This window comes from Sphingomonas sp. GW821-FHT02B09 (assembly GCF_059421875.1).
Genome location: NZ_JBWKVV010000001.1, coordinates 1,210,644 through 1,229,872, shown reverse-complemented (window position 1 = coordinate 1,229,872; position 19,229 = coordinate 1,210,644). Strand labels below are relative to the sequence as shown.

The 19,229-nt window shown below is 66.3% G+C and carries 11 protein-coding genes; 5 read left to right on the top strand and 6 right to left on the bottom strand.

The annotated features are described in order from the left end of the window. Positions 1-573: 573 nt before the first annotated feature. Both rpoC and rpoB read right to left on the bottom strand, forming a co-directional pair. Complete coding sequence (gene rpoC / locus AC07U4_RS05645; RefSeq protein WP_038660775.1) at positions 574-4,863, bottom strand: DNA-directed RNA polymerase subunit beta'; 4,290 nt, start codon at positions 4,861-4,863, stop codon at positions 574-576. A gap of 236 nt (positions 4,864-5,099) precedes the next feature. Beyond that, positions 5,100-9,254: a DNA-directed RNA polymerase subunit beta gene (gene rpoB / locus AC07U4_RS05640; RefSeq protein ID WP_038660772.1), complete on the bottom strand. Its 4,155-nt coding sequence runs from the start codon at positions 9,252-9,254 to the stop codon at positions 5,100-5,102. Between the two features lie 378 nt (positions 9,255-9,632). Between rpoB and AC07U4_RS05635 the strand changes: the two genes are divergently transcribed. Both AC07U4_RS05635 and AC07U4_RS05630 read left to right on the top strand, forming a co-directional pair. Beyond that, positions 9,633-10,802 (top strand): hypothetical protein, encoded by a 1,170-nt coding sequence (locus AC07U4_RS05635; RefSeq protein WP_495194712.1) that lies wholly within the window; start codon positions 9,633-9,635, stop codon positions 10,800-10,802. Between the two features lie 83 nt (positions 10,803-10,885). Beyond that, a complete protein-coding gene (locus tag AC07U4_RS05630) occupies positions 10,886-11,866 on the top strand; it encodes a PAS domain-containing protein (RefSeq protein WP_495194711.1) in 981 nt (326 codons plus the stop codon). Positions 11,867-11,998: 132 nt separating this feature from the next. Here the strand turns inward: AC07U4_RS05630 and rplL are convergent, their stop codons facing one another. Together rplL and rplJ are read right to left on the bottom strand one after the other, a co-directional pair. Continuing rightward, the gene (rplL, locus tag AC07U4_RS05625; protein ID WP_038660769.1) at positions 11,999-12,376 is read right to left on the bottom strand and encodes a 50S ribosomal protein L7/L12; all 378 of its coding nucleotides are present in this window, start codon (positions 12,374-12,376) and stop codon (positions 11,999-12,001) included. Positions 12,377-12,452: 76 nt separating this feature from the next. Beyond that, the gene (rplJ, locus tag AC07U4_RS05620; RefSeq protein ID WP_037530318.1) at positions 12,453-12,968 is read right to left on the bottom strand and encodes a 50S ribosomal protein L10; all 516 of its coding nucleotides are present in this window, start codon (positions 12,966-12,968) and stop codon (positions 12,453-12,455) included. 591 nt (positions 12,969-13,559) lie between these two features. Between rplJ and AC07U4_RS05615 the strand changes: the two genes are divergently transcribed. The 3 genes from AC07U4_RS05615 (at position 13,560) to AC07U4_RS05605 (ending at position 17,637) form a co-directional block, all read left to right on the top strand. Next, complete coding sequence (locus tag AC07U4_RS05615) at positions 13,560-16,052, top strand: PhoX family protein (protein ID WP_495179828.1); 2,493 nt, start codon at positions 13,560-13,562, stop codon at positions 16,050-16,052. A 141-nt stretch (positions 16,053-16,193) separates the two neighbouring features. Then, positions 16,194-16,715: a PilZ domain-containing protein gene (locus AC07U4_RS05610; RefSeq protein WP_052075532.1), complete on the top strand. Its 522-nt coding sequence runs from the start codon at positions 16,194-16,196 to the stop codon at positions 16,713-16,715. Between the two features lie 76 nt (positions 16,716-16,791). Beyond that, positions 16,792-17,637, top strand: a complete 846-nt coding sequence (locus AC07U4_RS05605) for an oxidoreductase (RefSeq protein WP_495194710.1) — start codon at positions 16,792-16,794, stop codon at positions 17,635-17,637. 345 nt (positions 17,638-17,982) lie between these two features. On the opposite strand, the gene rplA is transcribed toward AC07U4_RS05605, so the two are convergent. Together rplA and rplK are read right to left on the bottom strand one after the other, a co-directional pair. After that, positions 17,983-18,675, bottom strand: a complete 693-nt coding sequence (rplA, locus tag AC07U4_RS05600; RefSeq protein WP_137898387.1) for a 50S ribosomal protein L1 — start codon at positions 18,673-18,675, stop codon at positions 17,983-17,985. Between the two features lie 4 nt (positions 18,676-18,679). Beyond that, positions 18,680-19,111, bottom strand: a complete 432-nt coding sequence (gene rplK / locus AC07U4_RS05595) for a 50S ribosomal protein L11 (protein WP_037530328.1) — start codon at positions 19,109-19,111, stop codon at positions 18,680-18,682. Positions 19,112-19,229 lie beyond the last annotated feature (118 nt).

The following is a 19,229-nucleotide window of genomic DNA, read 5'->3' as shown; positions in this document are numbered from 1 at the left end:
CTGCGACTGCGAGGTCATATCAGGGGCACCGTATCCGTGATCCGCGGCGGATGATCAGCACCGCCTTCATTATCATATACGATATAACGCAGAACATGACCATAGTGGTGCAAGTTTTTGTTGCACGTCGAGAAGTGTCCGCTCGCATCTGCAACCAATAATCGCCGAACGGCATAGCGGGCGGCGTTCCGTTTCGCGTTAGCAGTCGAGGTCGGCATGACGCCCGCACGGTATCAAGACTCGGTACCGCCGTTAGGCGAGTCGCAAACCTTGATATCGATCAATGAGGCTCTTGCCCGTCGTCATCGGGGCGGCAAATTGCCATGTGCTATAGTTAGTTTCGAACGATACGACTTTCAGACGAATAGTTCTGATCGGCCCCAGCATGGGCAGCGTCTTACATGCCTTGCCGGCATATCGCCGTATCGATCGAGGATCGTCAGACTGGATGCTGTCGGAACGGCAGCCAGATCGTCACGCTCGCTGATCCTCGCCGCCCCCAACGAAAAACCGCCGCCCGGTTGCCCGGACGGCGGCTCTTCGTTCAGTCAGGCCGGAGCCTGAACCGGGAGATCACTCCTGGTTCAGATACTCGCCCGCAGCCTCGTCGCTGCCGTCGCCCGAGGGGACGACCTCGGCGAGCGGGTCGGACCCCGTGCCGACGTCCTCACGCTTCGAGCGCAGCGCCTCGGCGGCGCGGAGCTCGGCGGCCGAGGCCGGGGCGACGATCGCCGCGGCCATCGCACGCTGCTGGACGCGCATCGCCGCATCGCGCGACGAGGCCGCGACCCGCAGGCGGTTCATGCCCGCACCGGTACCCGCCGGGATCAGGCGACCGACGATGACGTTCTCCTTGAGACCCATCAGCGTGTCCTGCTTGCCCTGGACCGCCGCCTCGGTGAGGACGCGGGTGGTCTCCTGGAACGACGCCGCCGAGATGAAGCTGCGGGTCTGCAGCGACGCCTTGGTGATGCCGAGCAGGACAGGCTTGCCCTGTGCCGGCTGCTGGTTCTTCTCCAGCTTCTCGTTGGTCGCGTCCATTTCCTCGCGATCGACCTGCTCGCCCTTCAGCAGCGTGGTGTCGCCGCCGTCGGTGATCTCGACCTTCTGCAGCATCTGACGAACGATCGTCTCGATGTGCTTGTCGTTGATCTTCACGCCCTGCAGTCGATAGACTTCCTGGATTTCGCTGACGAGATATTCGGCCAGCGGCTCGATCCCCATCGTCTCCAGAATGTCGTGCGGGTTGGGCGAACCGCCGATCAGATTGTCGCCACGCTTGACGTAGTCGCCTTCCTGAACGTCGATCACCTTCGACTTCGGCACCAGATACTCGACGACGTCGCCGCCATCCTCGGGCTGGATGCCGATCTTGCGCTTCGCCTTATAGTCCTTGCCGAACACGACCCGGCCGGAAACCTTGGCGATGATCGCCGCTTCCTTGGGGATGCGCGCCTCGAACAGTTCGGCGACGCGCGGCAGACCGCCGGTAATGTCGCGGGTCTTGGCGGACTCGCGGCTGACACGGGCGAGCACGTCGCCGGCCTGGACCTGGGCATTGTCGTCGACCGAGAGCACCGCACCGGCTGCGAGCATGTAGCGCGCCGCTTCGCCGTCTTCCGAGGTCGTGAGGGTCAGGCGCGGACGCAGATCCTCCTTCGACTTGGTCGAGGTGCGATATTCGATGACGACGCGCTGGGCGATACCGGTCGCTTCGTCGGTCTGCTCGGTGAGCGTCTTGCCCTCGGTCAGGTCGACGTATTTCACGATGCCCGAATTCTCGGTGATGACGGGCATGGTGAACGGATCCCACTCCGCCATGCGATCGCCCTTCGACAGCATGTGGCCGTCGTCGAACATCACATAGGCGCCATAGGGGATACGGTGCGTCGACAGCTCGCGGCCGTCCATGTCGAGGATCGCGATCTCGCCCGAACGCGACAGCGTCACGCGGCGACCACGCTGGTCGACGATGAGGCGCAGATCGCGGAACTGGGCGGTACCGTCGACCGGCGCCTCTAGGTTCGACTGCTCGTTGAGCTGCGCCGCGCCGCCGATGTGGAACGTACGCATCGTCAGCTGCGTGCCGGGCTCACCGATCGACTGGGCGGCGATGACGCCGACCGCCTCGCCGATGTTGACCGGCGTACCGCGGGCGAGGTCACGCCCGTAGCACTTGCCGCAGACGCCGATCTTGCTCTCGCAGACCAGCGGCGAGCGGATCTTCATCCCCTGGATGCCGATCTTCTCGATCTGCGTGATCATCGCCTCGTCGAGCAACGTACCCGTCGGGATGATGACTTCGCCGGTCTTGGCGTCGACCACGTCCTCCGCCGTCGTGCGGCCGAGGATACGCTCGCCGAGCGAGGCGATCGTCGAACCGCCCTGCACGATCGCCTTCATCTCCAGCGCGCGCTCGGTGCCGCAATCCTCCTCGACAATGACGCAATCCTGCGACACGTCGACGAGACGGCGGGTGAGATACCCCGAGTTCGCCGTCTTCAACGCGGTGTCCGCGAGGCCCTTGCGGGCGCCGTGGGTCGAGTTGAAATATTCGAGGACGGTCAGGCCTTCCTTGAAGTTCGAGATGATCGGCGTCTCGATGATCTCGCCCGACGGCTTGGCCATCAGGCCGCGCATGCCGGCAAGCTGCTTGATCTGCGCCTGCGAACCGCGGGCACCCGAGTGGGCCATCATGTAGATCGAGTTGATGTCCTTCTCGCGGCCCTTGTTGGGACCGTCTTCATAGTGACGGACGGCCTTGATCTCGTTCATCATCGAGTTCGCGACCTGGTCGCCGCAACGGCTCCAGGCGTCGATCACCTTGTTGTACTTCTCCTGCTGCGTGATCAGGCCGTCCTGATACTGCTGCTCGAAGTCCTTCACCTGATCGCGCGTCTCGTCGACCAGCTTGTCCTTGTCCGGCGCGATGATCATGTCGTCCTTGCCGAACGAGATGCCGGCGCGGAATGCGTGACGGAAGCCCAGTGCCATGATCGCGTCGGCGAACAGCACGGTCTCCTTCTGGCCGGTGTGACGATAGACCTCGTCGATCACGTCGCCGACGTCCTTCTTGGTGAGGAGGCGGTTGACGGTCTCGAACGGCACCTTGTGGCTGTGCGGCAGGGTTTCACCCAGCAGCATGCGGCCCGGCGTCGTCTCGTAGCGCTTGAGGTACTGCTTGCCAGCCTCATCGGTCTGCGGAACGCGGCTGATGATCTTGGTGTGCAGCGTCACCGCACCTGCGTTGAGCGCCTGATGCACCTCGGCCATGTCGCCGAGCAGCATGCCTTCGCCCGGCTCGCCTTCCTTCATCATCGACAGATAATAGAGGCCCAGCACCATGTCCTGCGACGGCACGATGATCGGCTTGCCGTTGGCGGGCGACAGGATGTTGTTGGTCGACATCATCAGGACGCGCGCTTCGAGCTGCGCTTCCAGCGACAGCGGGACGTGCACGGCCATCTGGTCGCCGTCGAAGTCGGCGTTGAACGCCGAGCAGACCAGCGGGTGAAGCTGGATCGCCTTGCCCTCGATCAGCACCGGCTCGAACGCCTGGATGCCGAGACGGTGGAGCGTCGGTGCGCGGTTGAGCATCACGGGATGCTCGCGGATTACCTCGTCCAGGATGTCCCAGACTTCCTTGCGCTCCTTCTCGACCCACTTCTTCGCCTGCTTCAGGGTCATGGACAGACCCTTGGCGTCGAGGCGCGCGTAGATGAACGGCTTGAACAGCTCGAGCGCCATCTTCTTCGGCAGGCCGCACTGGTGCAGCTTGAGCTCGGGACCGGTAACGATGACCGAACGGCCCGAATAGTCGACGCGCTTGCCGAGAAGATTTTGGCGGAAGCGGCCCTGCTTGCCCTTCAGCATGTCGGACAGCGACTTCAGCGGACGCTTGTTGGCGCCCGTGATCGTGCGACCGCGACGGCCGTTGTCGAACAAAGCGTCGACCGCCTCCTGCAGCATGCGCTTTTCGTTGCGGACGATGATGTCCGGCGCGCGCAGCTCCATCAGGCGCTTCAGGCGGTTGTTGCGGTTGATGACGCGGCGATACAGATCGTTGAGATCAGAGGTCGCGAAGCGACCGCCGTCCAGCGGCACCAGCGGGCGCAGCTCGGGCGGGATGACCGGCACGACTTCGAGGATCATCCACTCGGGACGGTTGCCCGATTCGAGGAAGCTCTCGACGACCTTGAGGCGCTTGATGATCTTCTTGGGCTTCAGCTCCGACTTGGTCGTTGCCAGCTCTTCGAGCAGCGCGACCTTCTCGCCTTCGAGGTCGAGGCTTTCGAGCATGATGCGCACGGCCTCAGCACCGATGCCGGCCGAGAACGCGTCCTCACCGTACTGGTCCTGCGCCTCGAGGAGCTCGTCCTCGGTCATCAGCTGGAACTTCTCAAGCGGGGTCAGGCCCGGCTCGATGACGATATACGCCTCGAAATACAGCACGCGCTCGAGCTGCTTGAGCTGCATGTCGAGCAGCAGGCCGATGCGGCTGGGCAGCGATTTCAGGAACCAGATGTGCGCGACCGGGGCGGCGAGCTCGATATGGCCCATCCGCTCGCGGCGAACCTTCGAGACGGTGACCTCGACGCCGCACTTCTCGCAGACGATGCCCTTATACTTCATGCGCTTGTACTTGCCGCACAGGCATTCGTAATCCTTGATCGGACCGAAGATGCGCGCGCAGAACAGGCCGTCACGCTCGGGCTTGAACGTGCGATAGTTGATGGTTTCGGGCTTCTTGATCTCGCCGAACGACCACGAACGGATCTTGTCGGGCGAGGCAATGCCGATCTGGATCTGGTCGAAGGTCTCGGGCTTAGCGATCGGGTTCGCGAAGTTGGTCAGTTCGTTCATGAACCTGTCCTCTTAGAAACTGTTTGCTCTCCCCTTGTGGGAGAGAGTGTTAGGTCGTCTATGCTCCCAGCATAGACTAAACAGCACGGGGTGCTGTTTACCTAACACTGGGCCCGCTGCCGAAGGCAGTGGGAAGGTGAGGGGGAAGCGATGCGGCTGCCGTGCCGCACTGCCCCTCACCCCGCGCCGCGTTCCGCGGCTTGCCCCTCTCCCACAGGGGGAGAGGGGACTTGAGGTCACTCCGCGGCGATCGCGATGCCGTCCTCGTCGACCTGGTCCTGCATCGTCTTGAGATCGACGTTGAGGCCCAGCGAGCGCATTTCCTTGACGAGCACGTTGAAGCTCTCGGGGATGCCGGCCTCGAACGTGTCGTCGCCCTTAACGATCGCCTCATAGACCTTGGTGCGGCCGACGACGTCGTCGGACTTCACCGTCAGCATCTCCTGCAAGGTGTAGGCGGCGCCGTATGCCTGCAAGGCCCAGACCTCCATCTCACCGAAGCGCTGGCCGCCGAACTGCGCCTTGCCGCCCAGCGGCTGCTGGGTGACGAGGCTGTACGGCCCGATCGACCGGGCGTGGATCTTGTCGTCCACGAGATGGTGCAGTTTCAGCATGTAGATGATGCCGACGGTCACCTTGCGGTCGAACTTGTCGCCGGTGCGGCCGTCGAACAGCTCCGACTGGCCCGACGTGTCGAGACCCGCCAGCTCCAGCATCGCCGACACGTCGCTCTCGCGGGCGCCGTCGAACACCGGGGTGCCCATCGGGATGCCGGTCCGGATGTTCTTGACCAGCTCGACGATCTCCTCGGGCTCGCGGCTCTGGATGTCCTCGGCATAGTGATCGCCATAGACTTCCACGAGACGCGACCGCACCGCGTCGGGCATCTCGCCCGCCTTGGCATCGGGGTTGGCCTCGCGCCAATCCTCGAGCGCGGTCGCGACCTGCATACCCAGATTACGGGCGGCCCAGCCGAGATGCGTTTCGAAGATCTGCCCGACGTTCATGCGCGACGGCACGCCCAGCGGGTTGAGCACCAGATCGACCGGCGTGCCGTCGGCGAGAAACGGCATGTCCTCCTGCGGCAGGATGCGGCTGATGACGCCCTTGTTGCCGTGACGGCCGGCCATCTTGTCGCCCGGCTGCAGCTTGCGCTTCACCGCGACGAAGACCTTGACCATCTTGAGCACGCCGGGCGGCAGCTCGTCGCCACGCTCCAGCTTCTCGCGACGATCGTGGAACTTGTCCGTGATCCGCTTGGCGGCTTCGTCATACTGCTGCTTGACGGCTTCGAGATCGCCCTGGACCTTGTCGTCGGCGACCGCGAACTTCCACCATTCGTGGCGGTCGACGCTGTCGAGCAGGTCCATGTCGATCGTCGCGCCCTTCTTCAAGCCCTTCGGCACCGCCGTGGCGACCTGATCGAGCAGCATCTCGCGCAGACGCGACCAGGTCGCGCGGTTGAGGATGGTGCGCTCGTCGTCCGAGTCCTTCTTCAGGCGCTCGATCTCCTCGCGCTCGATCGCCATCGCGCGCTCGTCCTTGTCGATGCCGTGACGATTGAAGACGCGGACGTCGACGATCGTGCCGGCAACGCCCGGCGGCAGACGCAGCGAGGTGTCGCGGACGTCAGACGCCTTCTCGCCGAAGATGGCGCGGAGGAGCTTTTCTTCCGGCGTCATCGGGCTCTCGCCCTTCGGCGTGATCTTGCCGACGAGGATGTCACCCGGCTCGACCTCGGCGCCCACATAGACGATGCCCGCCTCGTCGAGGTTGCGCAGCGCTTCCTCGCCGACGTTGGGGATATCGCGCGTGATGTCCTCTGGCCCGAGCTTCGTGTCGCGGGCCATCACCTCGAACTCGTCGATATGGATCGACGTGAACACATCGTCCTTCACGATCCGCTCGCTGATGAGGATCGAATCCTCATAGTTGTAGCCGTTCCAGGGCATGAACGCGACGAGCGCGTTGCGGCCCAGCGCCAGCTCGCCGAACTCGGTCGACGGGCCGTCGGCGATGACGTCACCGGCGTTGACCACGTCGCCCACCTTCACCAGCGGACGCTGGTTGATGCAGGTCGACTGGTTCGAGCGCTGGAACTTCATCAGCGTGTAGATGTCGACGCCCGACTTGGCCGAATCGACCTCGCCGGTGGCGCGCACGACGATGCGGCTGGCGTCGACCTGGTCGACGATGCCGGCGCGCTTGGCGGCGATCGCGGCGCCCGAGTCACGGGCGACCGTCTCTTCCATGCCGGTACCGACGAACGGCGCTTCCGCCTTCACTAGCGGCACGGCCTGACGCTGCATGTTCGAGCCCATCAGCGCGCGGTTGGCGTCATCGTTTTCCAGGAACGGAATGAGCGACGCGGCGACCGACACCAGCTGCTTGGGGCTGACGTCCATCAGCGTGACGTTGTCGGGGAGCGCCATCAGGAACTCGCCCGCCTGACGCGACGACACCAGCTCCTCGGTGAAGCCCTTGTCCGGACCCAGCTCTGCCGAGGCCTGCGCGATCGTGTGCTTGGCCTCTTCCATCGCCGACAGATACACCACGTCGTCGGTGACCTTGTGGTCGACGACCTTGCGGTACGGCGTCTCGATGAAGCCGTATTTGTTGACGCGGCTGAACGAGGCGAGGCTGTTGATCAGGCCGATGTTCGGGCCTTCCGGCGTCTCGATCGGGCAGATGCGGCCGTAATGCGTCGGGTGAACGTCGCGGACCTCGAAGCCCGCACGCTCGCGCGTCAGACCGCCCGGCCCGAGCGCCGAAACACGACGCTTGTGCGTCACTTCGGACAACGGGTTGGTCTGGTCCATGAACTGCGACAGCTGCGACGAGCCGAAGAATTCGCGCACCGCGGCGACCGCCGGCTTGGCGTTGATGAGGTCGTTCGGCATCACCGTCGACACGTCGACGGAGGACATGCGCTCCTTCACGGCGCGCTCCATGCGGAGCAGGCCGACGCGATACTGGTTCTCGAGCAGCTCGCCGACCGACCGCACGCGGCGGTTGCCGAGGTTGTCGATGTCGTCGATCTCGCCCTTGCCGTCCTTCAGGCCGACCAGCGTCTTGATGACGGCGAGGATGTCCTCGCTGCGCAGCGTCGTCACCGTATCCGGGCAGTCGAGGTCGAGGCGCATGTTGAGCTTGACGCGGCCCACCGCCGACAGGTCGTAGCGGTCCGGATCGAAGAACAGGCCGGCGAACAGCGCTTCGGCGGTCTCGAGCGTCGGCGGCTCGCCGGGGCGCATGACGCGATAGATGTCGCTGAGCGCCTGCTCGCGCTCTTCGGCCTTGTCGGCCTTGAGCGTGTTGCGGATCCACGCACCGGTCGAGACATGGTCGATGTCGAGCAGCTCGATCGTGTCGATGCCCGCCTTGTCGAGCGCCTCGAGATTCTCGGCGCCGATCTCGTCGCCGGCCTCGACGTAGATCTCGCCCGTCGTCTCGTTGATGAGGTCATAGGCCGAGTAGCGGCCGAAGATCTCTTCGGTCGGGATCAGCAGCTGGGTGAGGCCGTCCTTGGCCGCCTTGTTGGCGGCACGCGGGCTGATCTTCTGCTGCGCGGCGAACACGACCTCTCCCGACGAGGCGTCGACGATGTCGAACAGCGGCTTGACGCCACGCCAGTTCTCCGGCGCGAACGGGATGATCCAGCCGCCCTGGCCGCGCACATAGGTGACGCGGTTGTAGAAATAATTGAGGATGTCCTCGCTGGTCATGCCGAGCGCATAGAGCAGCGCCGTCACTGGCAGCTTGCGCTTGCGGTCGATACGAACGTTGACGATGTCCTTGGCGTCGAACTCGAAGTCGAGCCACGAGCCGCGATAGGGAATGACGCGCGCGGCGAAGAGATACTTGCCCGAGGCATGGGTCTTGCCGCGGTCGTGATCGAACAGCACGCCCGGCGACCGGTGCATCTGGCTGACGATGACGCGCTCGGTGCCGTTGATGAAGAAGGTGCCGTTCTCAGTCATGAGCGGCATGTCGCCCATGTAGACGTCCTGCTCCTTGATATCGATGACCGACTTGGCCTCGGTATCCGGATCGACCTCGAACGCAGTGAGGCGCAGGGTGACGCGCATCGGCGCGGCATAGGTGATGCCACGCTGGCGGCATTCCTCGACGTCGAACTTCGGCGGCTCGAGAACATAGTCGTCGAAATCGAGATAGGCGGTGCCGGCGAAATCCTGGATCGGGAAGACGCTGCGCAGCGTCTTTTCGAGACCCGACACGTGGCCGGTGCTCTTGTCCGAACGGAGGAACTGCTCGTAGCTCTCGCGCTGAACCTCGATCAGGTTCGGCATCTGGATGACTTCGTGGATGTCCCCGAAGATCTTGCGGATGCGCCGCTTCGCGGTGCTGCCCTGGATCGCCTTGCTGGCCATGGTGTTATGCCCTCAGTCGTGGCCGGCCCGTCGGAAACGGGCGTCGGCCGGAATATCGTGCCCGGGAACCCCCGGAGCGGGACGCGAGGTGCGACGCAAAAAAGCCGAGCGCATCGCAGTGCGTCGGCCTTCGGCGTCTATGAACCAGAACCCTCTATCCGTACGATGCACTGCGCGACGGCGCATCATGTCCCGAAAGCTGTGGTGAAACGCGGATATAGGCGCAGGTGTGGACGCTGTCAAAGGGGGTGTATCCAACCTTCGGGCATCGCATGGCTTCGCCCCGTCGTCGTACCGGGGCGGTTCGTCGCAGCGAGGGTGGCGGTCGTGAACCGTTCACTAAGGAACGCGCAAGCGTTTTGGGTGAGATCAGGGTACATGAACATGAAGCGGGGCGCGCGGCTCAGCGCGGTCGCCCTTTTGGTGGCGGGCGCGGCTGCGGCTCCCGGCGTGGCGCAGACGTCGAACACGACCGCGCCGCAGACGATTCCGGGGCTGGACAATTTCAGCCTGACGCCGTCGCAGCAGACCCCGATCCCGCAGCCGACGCCAGCGCCGCAGCCGAGCCCGGCGCCGGTGGTGACGCCGACGCCGCGGGCGACCGCAACCCCCGCCGCGCGTCCCACGCCGCGCCCGACCGCCACGCCGACGCCACGCGCCACGCCGACGCCGAGCCCGACGCCGACGCCGACGCCGACGCCTGCTCCCAGCGCGACGCCGGTGACGGTAGCGCCGACGCCGGCGGCCGAGCCATCACCGATCGCAACGAGCGCGCCGACTCCGGTTCCGGTCGCGACGCCATCGGCCGTCCCCGTCGATGCGGCGACGCCTTCGTCGGAGTCCGCTACGGGGTGGTGGCTGGGCGGGGCGGCGCTGCTGGCGATCGCCGCTGCAGCCGGCTGGTGGCTGTTGCGGGGCCGGGCGAGCGAGCGGCCTGCGCAGGTCGCGGTCGCCGAGCCGACGCCTCGCCCGCGCCCCCCGGCACCTGTGCCGGTGCCGGCACCGGCAGCGCCGCAGCCGGCGATGCTCGCGCCCGAGCCGCCGGTCGACCGCGCACGGCTGACGCTGGCGCTGCACCCGCGCCGCGCCGGGCTCAACCTGCTCAGCGCCACCGTCGAAGCGGAGCTGGAGGTGCGCAACCTCGGCACCGTGCCCGCGACGGCGATCCGCGTCGGCGTCGCGCTGACCGGCGCCGGTCCGGGGCAGGAGGGCGACGTGGCGGCGGTATTCGCTGCGCCGGTTGGCCGTACCGCGGTGCCGCCGTTCGCGCTCGCGCCGGGCGAGATGCGGCGGGTGCGGATCGTTGCCGCACTCCCGCGCACCGAGATCCGGCCGCTGGAAGCCGGGGGGCGGGCGATGTTCGTGCCGGTCGTGGCGGTCAATCTGCTCTACGATGCGGGCGGCAGCGAGGGGCAGAGCGCAGCGGCCTTCGCGGTCGGCGTCGAGCGCGTCGATTCCGCCAAACTGGTCCCGTTCTGGTTCGACCAGCCCGCCCGGATGTACGACGCGCTCGGCGTTCGTCCCTATGCGGTTGCGGTGGAACGATGATTCGCGCGGGTTGCATAATGGTCGGGAGCGGGTAACGGCTGACGGCGTGTCCACTTTGGTCCGATTACGGGCCAGGAGAATATATGGCTGCCGAACGTCATGGTGCCGAGATCTGGGCAGCGGTGTGCCGTGCGACCAACGTCGTCCAGTTCGACCATGTCGGTCACGTCATCTGGGCGAGCGAGCGGTTCTGCACGACGATGGGCTATGGCCTGGCGGAGATGCAGGGTTTGCATCACCGCGTATTCTGCTCGGCGCAGGAACTGGCGTCGCCGGGCTATCGGCGGCTGTGGCATGATCTGGAACGCGGCCGCGCGGTCTCGGGCGAATGCACGCGCATCACCAAGGACGGCCGCGAGGTCCGCCTGCATGCCGCTTACGATCCGCTGACCGACGACGACGGCGCGGTCTGCGGTTTCGTCAAGGTCGCCACCGACGTCACCGATCGCCGGCGCAGCGATGCCGAGCGCAGCGCGCGGCTCGCGGCGCTCGACCGCAGCCAGGCGGTGGTTGAATTCTCACCCGACGGCGTGGTGCTGCATGCGAACGAGCGGTTCCTCGCGCTGACCGGCTATCGGCTGGAGGATGTCGTCGGGCGGCATCATCGCAGCTTCTGCGACCCCGGCTATGTGGCGTCGACCGGCTATGCCGCCTTCTGGGCACGGATGGCCGGCGGCGAGATCGACAGCGGCGTCCACTGCTGGCGCGCCCGCGACGGCGAGGAATGCTGGCTGCAGGCGAGCTATACGCCGGTGTCCGATGCGACGGGGCGGCCGTTGCGCATCGTTGCGATCGCCAGCGACGTCTCGCGGCAGGTGCGGCTCGACCGTGCCGTCGCCGAGCGGCTCGACGAGCAGCAGCGCTTCCAGTCGGCGCTCGAGGCCAAAACCGCGGAGGTGCAGGAGATGATGACGCAACTCGCCGGCGTCGTCGGCACGATCAAGTCGCTGTCGGCGCAGGCCGATCTGATGAAGCTCAACGCGGCGATCGACGCGGCGCATGCCGGCGAGGGGGCGGTGCACGGGATCGGTACGGGCGCATGGCGGGCGCGCCGACGCGGCTGACCGCAACGGGCGCGGATACGAAAAAGGGCGGCCTCCTTGCGGGGGCCGCCCTGATCCTGTCGCTGGCCGACCGGAGACCGGCCGGGCCTTGCGGAGGGGCGCCCAGCGTGCTGGCCGACCCTCCGCTGCGGCTTACTTGAGCTCGACGGTCGCGCCGGCGTCTTCGAGCTGCTTCTTGACCTTCTCGGCCTCGTCCTTGCTCACGCCTTCCTTGACGGCCTTCGGCGCGCCTTCGACGAGCGCCTTGGCTTCGGTCAGGCCGAGACCGGTGATGGCGCGGACTTCCTTGATGACGTTGATCTTCTTGCCACCGTCGCCGGTGAGGATCACGTCGAACTCGGTCTTCTCTTCGGCGGCCGGAGCCGCTGCACCGGCGCCGCCGGCGGCAGGCGCCGCAACCGCAGCGGCGGCCGAAACGCCCCACTTCTCTTCGAGCAGCTTCGAGAGCTCGGCGGCCTCGAGGACGGTCAGTTCGCTCAGCTGGTCAACCAGCGCGTTCAGGTCTGCCATGATATTTCCTTCATATGTCGGGGCCGACGGCCCCAAGTGTCAGTTGAAAATTCGCTTGTCAGCAAGCGCCTGAAATTCAGGCGGCTTCCTTCTCGGCGTAGGCCGACAGCACGCGCGCGATCTGCGCCGCGGGAGCCTGGGTGATGGTCGCGAGCTTCGTTGCCGGGGCAACGATGAGGCCGACGATCTTCGCCCGGAGTTCATCCAGCGAGGGCAGGGTGGCGAGCGCTTGCACGCCGGCAACGTCGAGAGAGGTCGCACCCATCGCACCGCCGACGATTTCGAACTTGTCGTTCGTCTTCGCGAATTCGACCGCAACCTTGGCTGCGGCGACGGGGTCGATCGAGGTGGCGAGGCCGACCGGACCGGTGAGCAGGTCGCCCACAGAGCCGTAATCGGTGCCATCGAGTGCGATCTTGGCAAGCTTGTTCTTCGAGACCTTGTAGGTCGCGCCGGCATCACGCATCGCGTTGCGCAGTCGGGTGGACTGGGCAACCGTCATTCCGTTGTTGCGGGTAACGACTACCACGCCGACTTCGGAAAAGGTGCGATTCAGCTCGGCAACGGCCGCGGCCTTTTGAGCACGATCCATGCCATTCTCCACGTTTTGAGAGTGCCGCACGAAGCGACCCTCCCGGTTACAAACCGGAGGGGGAAAACCCCGCCGGGGTTGTCCATCGATGGGGAAGGCACCCGTGAAGGGCGGCAGACCGGCGCGCAGCGAGGCGAACCGATCGTCAAAATCCTGTCCCCGTCTCGGCAGGACATTAAGCCGCGGCAAATCCACGGCACCTGCTGTCTTGGACGGATGCGCGACGGGCGAACCCACCGGCAAGCGCGTGCCTCTAGTGGAATGCGGGGCGGAGTCAAGACTCGTCCGGCATCGCTCCACCCGCCGGTGGTTCGACGTGCGGGAGTTGGGCAGAAATTCCTCCCCCGCCAGGGGGAGGTGGCATGCCGCAGGCATGACGGAGGGGGAGGTAAGCGACACGTCTGTTCCGTGTCCTCCCCCTCCGTCACCGCTTCGCCGCGCCACCTCCCCCTGGCGGGGGAGGAGTTCGGGTTGTCATCTTCGCGTCATCTGAACTTCATCTTCCCGTCACCCCGCTGCAACCCCGCTGCCGCTTTTCGCGGCCAAAGACAGCGGCATAGCGGCAGTTCGCCGCGCAGCGGGGGAACCATCATGACGATCCAGAGCCTGTCCACCATCGGCTATGACGATGGCGACATCGACACCAACGTCAGCGCCAATCCGCATATCGGCGAACTGATCGCCAGCCGCTATTCGCGCCGCCAGACGTTGCGCGGCGGCATCTCGGCGATGACCGCGGCGGTGTTCGGCGCCGGCATGCTCGCCGGCTGCGATCAGGATGACGAGCGGCGCGCGACCACGGTCACCGCCGGCGGCGCGATCACCACCTCGGCCGGGAAGACCGTGACGCTCACCGGCACGGTGACCAGCGGCAAGTCCGCCTCGACCGCATGGACGCAGATCAGCGGCCCGATCGTCAGCCTTACCAACGCGACGAGCGGGACCGCCAGCTTCACCGCACCGGCAGTGACCGCCGCGACGCCGCTCGCCTTCCAGTTCACCAGCACCTCGACCGACGGCATCCGCTCGATCGCCGACACGACCGTCACCGTCGCGCCCGCGACGCTCGACTTCACCGCGGTGCCGAAGAGCCTCGCCGACGTCGTTGCGGTGCCGTCGGGCTATCAGGTCACCGTGCTCTACCGGCTGGGCGATCCGATCAACGGCAGCGTCGGTGCCTATGCCAACGACGGCAGCGACACGAACTTCTCGGCACGCGCCGGCGACCATCACGACGGCATGAGCTTCTTCGGCCTCGCCGCGACCGGCACCGCGCCCGATCCGACCAACAGCAGCCGCGGCCTGCTCGTGCTCAACCACGAGAATATCACGCAAAGCTATCTGCATCCCAACGGGCCGACGACCACGGGCGGCGTCCGTCCGACCGCCGAGGTGCTCAAGGAGATCGAGGCGCACGGCGTCAGCGTAATCGAGATCAACCGCGGCACCAGCGGCTGGAGCTACGTCAACAGCAGCAGCCTCAACCGCCGCATCACCCCGTTCACGCCGATGGACGTCTCCGGTCCCGTGAAGGGCAGTGCGCTGCTGTTCACCGCTTACTCGCCGACCGGCGTCGCGGCGCGCGGCACGATCAACAATTGCGCCAACGGCACGATGCCGTGGAACACCTATTTGACCAACGAAGAGAATTGGGCCGGCTATTTCCGCCGCGAGGCCGGCGACAACGCCCGTCGCACCGCCGCACTCGGCGCCAAATCGGTCGTCGCGTTCAGCCGCTACGGACTCAACACCGGCAGCAACGACGCGCTGAAGGCGGGTAACTACAATTGGGCGACCGCCGCCGCGCCGGCGGCCGGCGACACCCGCATCGCCAAGTTCAACGCCACGGTCGACGCGACCAAGGCCGCCAACGGCACCGGCGACTTCCGCAACGAGCCCAACCAATATGGCTGGGTGGTCGAGATCGACCCGTTCGATCCCGCCTCGACGCCGCGCAAGCGCACCGCGCTCGGCCGCATGAACCACGAAGGTTGCGTGATTGGCCGGACGATCGCCGGCGTGCGCCCCGCTTTCTACATGGGCGACGACGCGCAGAACGAATATGTCTACAAGTTCGTCTCGTCGGCGACCTGGTCGGCGGCGGATGCGAGCGCGACCAACCGGCTCGCGATCGGCGACAAATATCTCGACACCGGCACGCTCTACGTCGGCAAGTTCAACGCCGACGGCAGCGGCCAGTGGTTGCCGCTGGTGTTCGGCCAGGGGCCGCTGACCGGCGCCAACAGCGCTTATGCCTTCGCCGATCAGGCTGACGTGCTGACCCACGCCCGGCTGGCCGGCGACGCGCTCGGCGCGACGAGGATGGACCGGCCGGAATGGACCGCGGTCAATCCGGTGACCGGCGAGATGTATCTGACGCTGACCAACAATTCGTCCCGCACCGTCGCCACCACCGATGCCGCCAACCCGCGCGCCTATAGCGACCCCAAGACCACAGGAGGGGCGAGCAACGGCAATCCCAACGGCCATGTCATCCGCCTGCGCGAGACCGGCGACAGCAGCGAGGCGCTGACCTTCGCCTGGGACATCTATGCCTTCGGCGCGGGCAGCGATCTCAACCCGGCGAACATCAACCTGTCCAACCTCGATGCCACCAACGATTTCTCCTCGCCGGACGGCCTGTGGTTCGCGCGGCCGAGCAACGTCGCGGGGCAGGGCACGCCGCTGCTGTGGATCGAGACCGACGACGGCGCCTATACCGACGTGACCAATTGCATGCTGCTCGCCGCGATCCCGGGGACGGTCGGCGACGGCGGCACGCGCACCTTCACCAACAGCCTCGGCGGCCAGACCGCGTCGCAGACCACCCGGATCGGCAAGGCGCCGGGGACCGCGCTCAAGCGCTTCCTGGTCGGGCCGAAGGAATGCGAGATCACCGGCATCGATTCGACGCCCGACGGCCGTTCGATCTTCGTCAACATCCAGCATCCCGGCGAGGGCGGCGGCCCGTCGAACCTCACCAGCAACTGGCCGCAGAGCCAGGCGAGCGGCACCGGCAGCGGCCGGCCGCGCTCGGCGACGATCGTCATCACCAAGAGCGACGGCGGCATCATCGGCCTGTGATCCGTCGGGTGCCGCGCCCCGGTCGGGCGCGGCACCGTCTTGGTCGAAAACGGATTTGTCGATTACGGACGTTTAAGGTTTCGGGGGCACAACGACGCTCATGCCCGCGTCCGCCTCCTTTCCGATTCATCGGTCCCAGCGATGAAGACGCGGGAACCGCGGGTGAAGGTGATGGTCCGCGCCCGGATGCGCGCCGGCGCCGACTGGACCGACGTGGTCATCCACAACATGTCGTCACGCGGCCTGCTCGCATCGTCCAGCCCAGTCTGCCGGCCGGGAACGGTGATCGAGATCCGCCGCATCCATCATATCGTCGTCGGCCGCGTGGTCTGGCAGAAGGGCGCCTTCTTCGGGGTGCGGACGCAGGACCCGATCGATATCCAGGGTATCGTCACCGCCCAGCCGCCGGCGCACAAGCCGCAGCGGAGCGATGCGGGCGACGACGACCGCCGCGCGGTCCGCCGCGTGCCGGCTGCCGAGCGCGAGGCGCAGAGCCGGCGCTTCGCCTCGGCATTCCAGTTCGTCGTGCTGATCGCGGCGGTCGGTGCCGCGGCGCTGTTCGCGGCGCAGGAGGTCGGGTCGGTGCTGTCGCGGCCATTCGCAGCAGTGGGCGCGGCGCTGGCGGGCGGGGCCGATGCGACGGGAAGCGCCGCCGGAAACTGATCGCGGCGAGGAACCGGGACCGGGCTGCGGCATTGCCGATGTTCGATCCTTTCCCTTGCTCCAAGGCTTTCCGATCATGACGCTGCCATCCTCCCCCGTCTGGTTCATCACCGGCTGTTCCACCGGCTTCGGCCGCGATCTCGCGCGTCTCGTCCTCGATCGTGGCTGGCGCGTCGTCGTTACCGCGCGCGATGCGGCGCGGGTCGCCGATCTGGTTGAGGGCGCCGAGGATCGCGCGCTGGCGCTCGCGCTCGACGTCAACGACGCCGGGCAGGTGCGTGCGGCGGTCGCGGCGGCGCAGGAGCAGTTCGGGCGTATCGACGTGCTCGTGAACAATGCCGGTTACGGCTATCAGGCGAGCGTCGAGGAAGGCGAGGAGGCGGCGATCCGCGCGCAATTCGACACCAACGTCTTCGGCCTGTTCGCGCTGACCCGCGCGGTGCTGCCCGGCATGCGCGCGCAGCGGGCCGGTCACGTCATCAACTTCACTTCGGTCGCCGGGCTGATCGGCTTTCCGGGATCGGGCTATTATGCCGCGTCCAAACATGCCGTGGAGGGCTGGTCGGACAGTCTCGCCGCGGAGGTCGGGCCGCTCGGCATCGCGGTGACCTGCGTCGAGCCGGGGCCGTTCCGCACCGATTGGGCCGGCCGGTCGCTGCAGCAGACGCCGGTGCGGATCGCGGATTATGCCGAAACCGCGGGCAAGCGGATGGAATCGACCAAGCAGATCAGCGGCGAACAGGCCGGCGACCCGGTACGGGCAGGCGAGGCGATCATCGCCGCCGCTGAGGCGGCCACGCCGCCGCGCCATCTGGTGCTCGGCAAGTTTGGCTTCGCGGCGGTGACCGCCAAGCTCAAGGAGCGGCTCGCGGAGATCGAGGGCCTGCGCGAGCAGGCGCTGGGGGCGGATTTTCCCGAGTAAGGCGGATCGCTTTCTCAAGGCTCATTCGAGGCTTTGCCGAAAGTCGGCCCGATACCCGTCAAGGCTGTACCCCGGCGAAGGGGTACATACGTTTGTTTGCACTTCCGTCACCCCGGGCTTGACCCGGGGTCCCGCTTCTTCCTGCTCGGCAACCTTGGGGTCGATAGCGGGACCCCGGATCAAGTCCGGGGTGACGGATTGAATGTGCGAAGTCACCGCGCCAATGAATGTCGATCCCACCTAGATCCAGTCCGGGCCGACCAAGCAATCTGGATACCTACCCGCCCAAACAAAAAGGGCCGGGATTGCTCCCGGCCCTTTTCGTATTCGCGTGGCGCGAAAGGCTCAGGCGCCTGCGACCTCGGTGGTGTCGACGCGGATGCCCGGGCCCATCGTCGAGCTGACGGCGACCTTGCGGACATACTTGCCCTTGGCGCCCGACGGCTTGGCACGCACCACGGCGTCGACCAGCGCGTCGAAGTTGCGACGCAGGTCTTCCTGCGTGAACGACGCCTTGCCGATCCCCGAGTGGATGATGCCGGCCTTTTCGACGCGATACTCGACCTGACCACCCTTGGCGGCCTTGACCGCTTCGGCGACGTTCATCGTCACGGTGCCGAGCTTCGGGTTCGGCATCAGGCCCTTGGGCCCGAGCACCTTGCCGAGGCGACCGACGACGCCCATCATGTCCGGGGTCGCGATGCAGCGATCGAAATCGATCGTGCCACCCTGGATCGTCTCCATCAGGTCTTCCGCACCGACGACGTCGGCACCGGCGGCCAGAGCCTCCTCGGCCTTGGCGCCGCGGGCAAAGACGCCGACGCGGACGGTCTTGCCGGTGCCGGCGGGCAGCGTCACGACGCCGCGGACCATCTGGTCGGCGTGGCGCGGATCGACGCCCAGGTTCAGCGCGACCTCGATGGTCTCGTCGAACTTGGCGGTGGCGTTCTGCTTGGCCAGCGCGATCGCCTGGTCGACGCCGTGCAGCGTCTCAGGGTTCACGGCGTTGGACTTCTGCTTCTTGGTCAGCTTGGCCATGATCTCAGCCCTCCGTCACTTCGAGGCCCATCGCGCGGGCGGAGCCTTCAATGATCTTGGTCGCAGCCTCGATGTCGTTGGCGTTCAGATCCTTCATCTTGGTCTGGGCGATCTCGGTCAGCTTGCTGCGCGCGATCTTGCCCGCGACGACCTTGCCCGGCTCCTTCGAACCCGACTTCAGGCCGGCGGCCTTCTTGATCAGGAACGACGCCGGCGGCGTCTTGATCTCGAAGCTGAACGAACGGTCGGCATAGACGGTGATCTTGGTGGGCAGCGGCGTGCCCTTGTCCATGTCGGTCGTCTGCGCGTTGAACGCCTTGCAGAATTCCATGATGTTGACGCCGCGCTGACCCAGCGCCGGGCCGATCGGCGGGGCGGGCTTGGCGTCGCCTGCAGGAACCTGCAGGTTGATGTAACCTGTGATCTTCTTTGCCATGTCACTCTCGTTTCAAGTTTAGCGGTCCGAGCGGGCGTCTCCGCCCTCCCGCAAGCATCCAGCCAAAGCGTGGAAGCCGCGGCCGTTAGCGGAAAGCGGGCGGCGGGGCAAGGGCGGT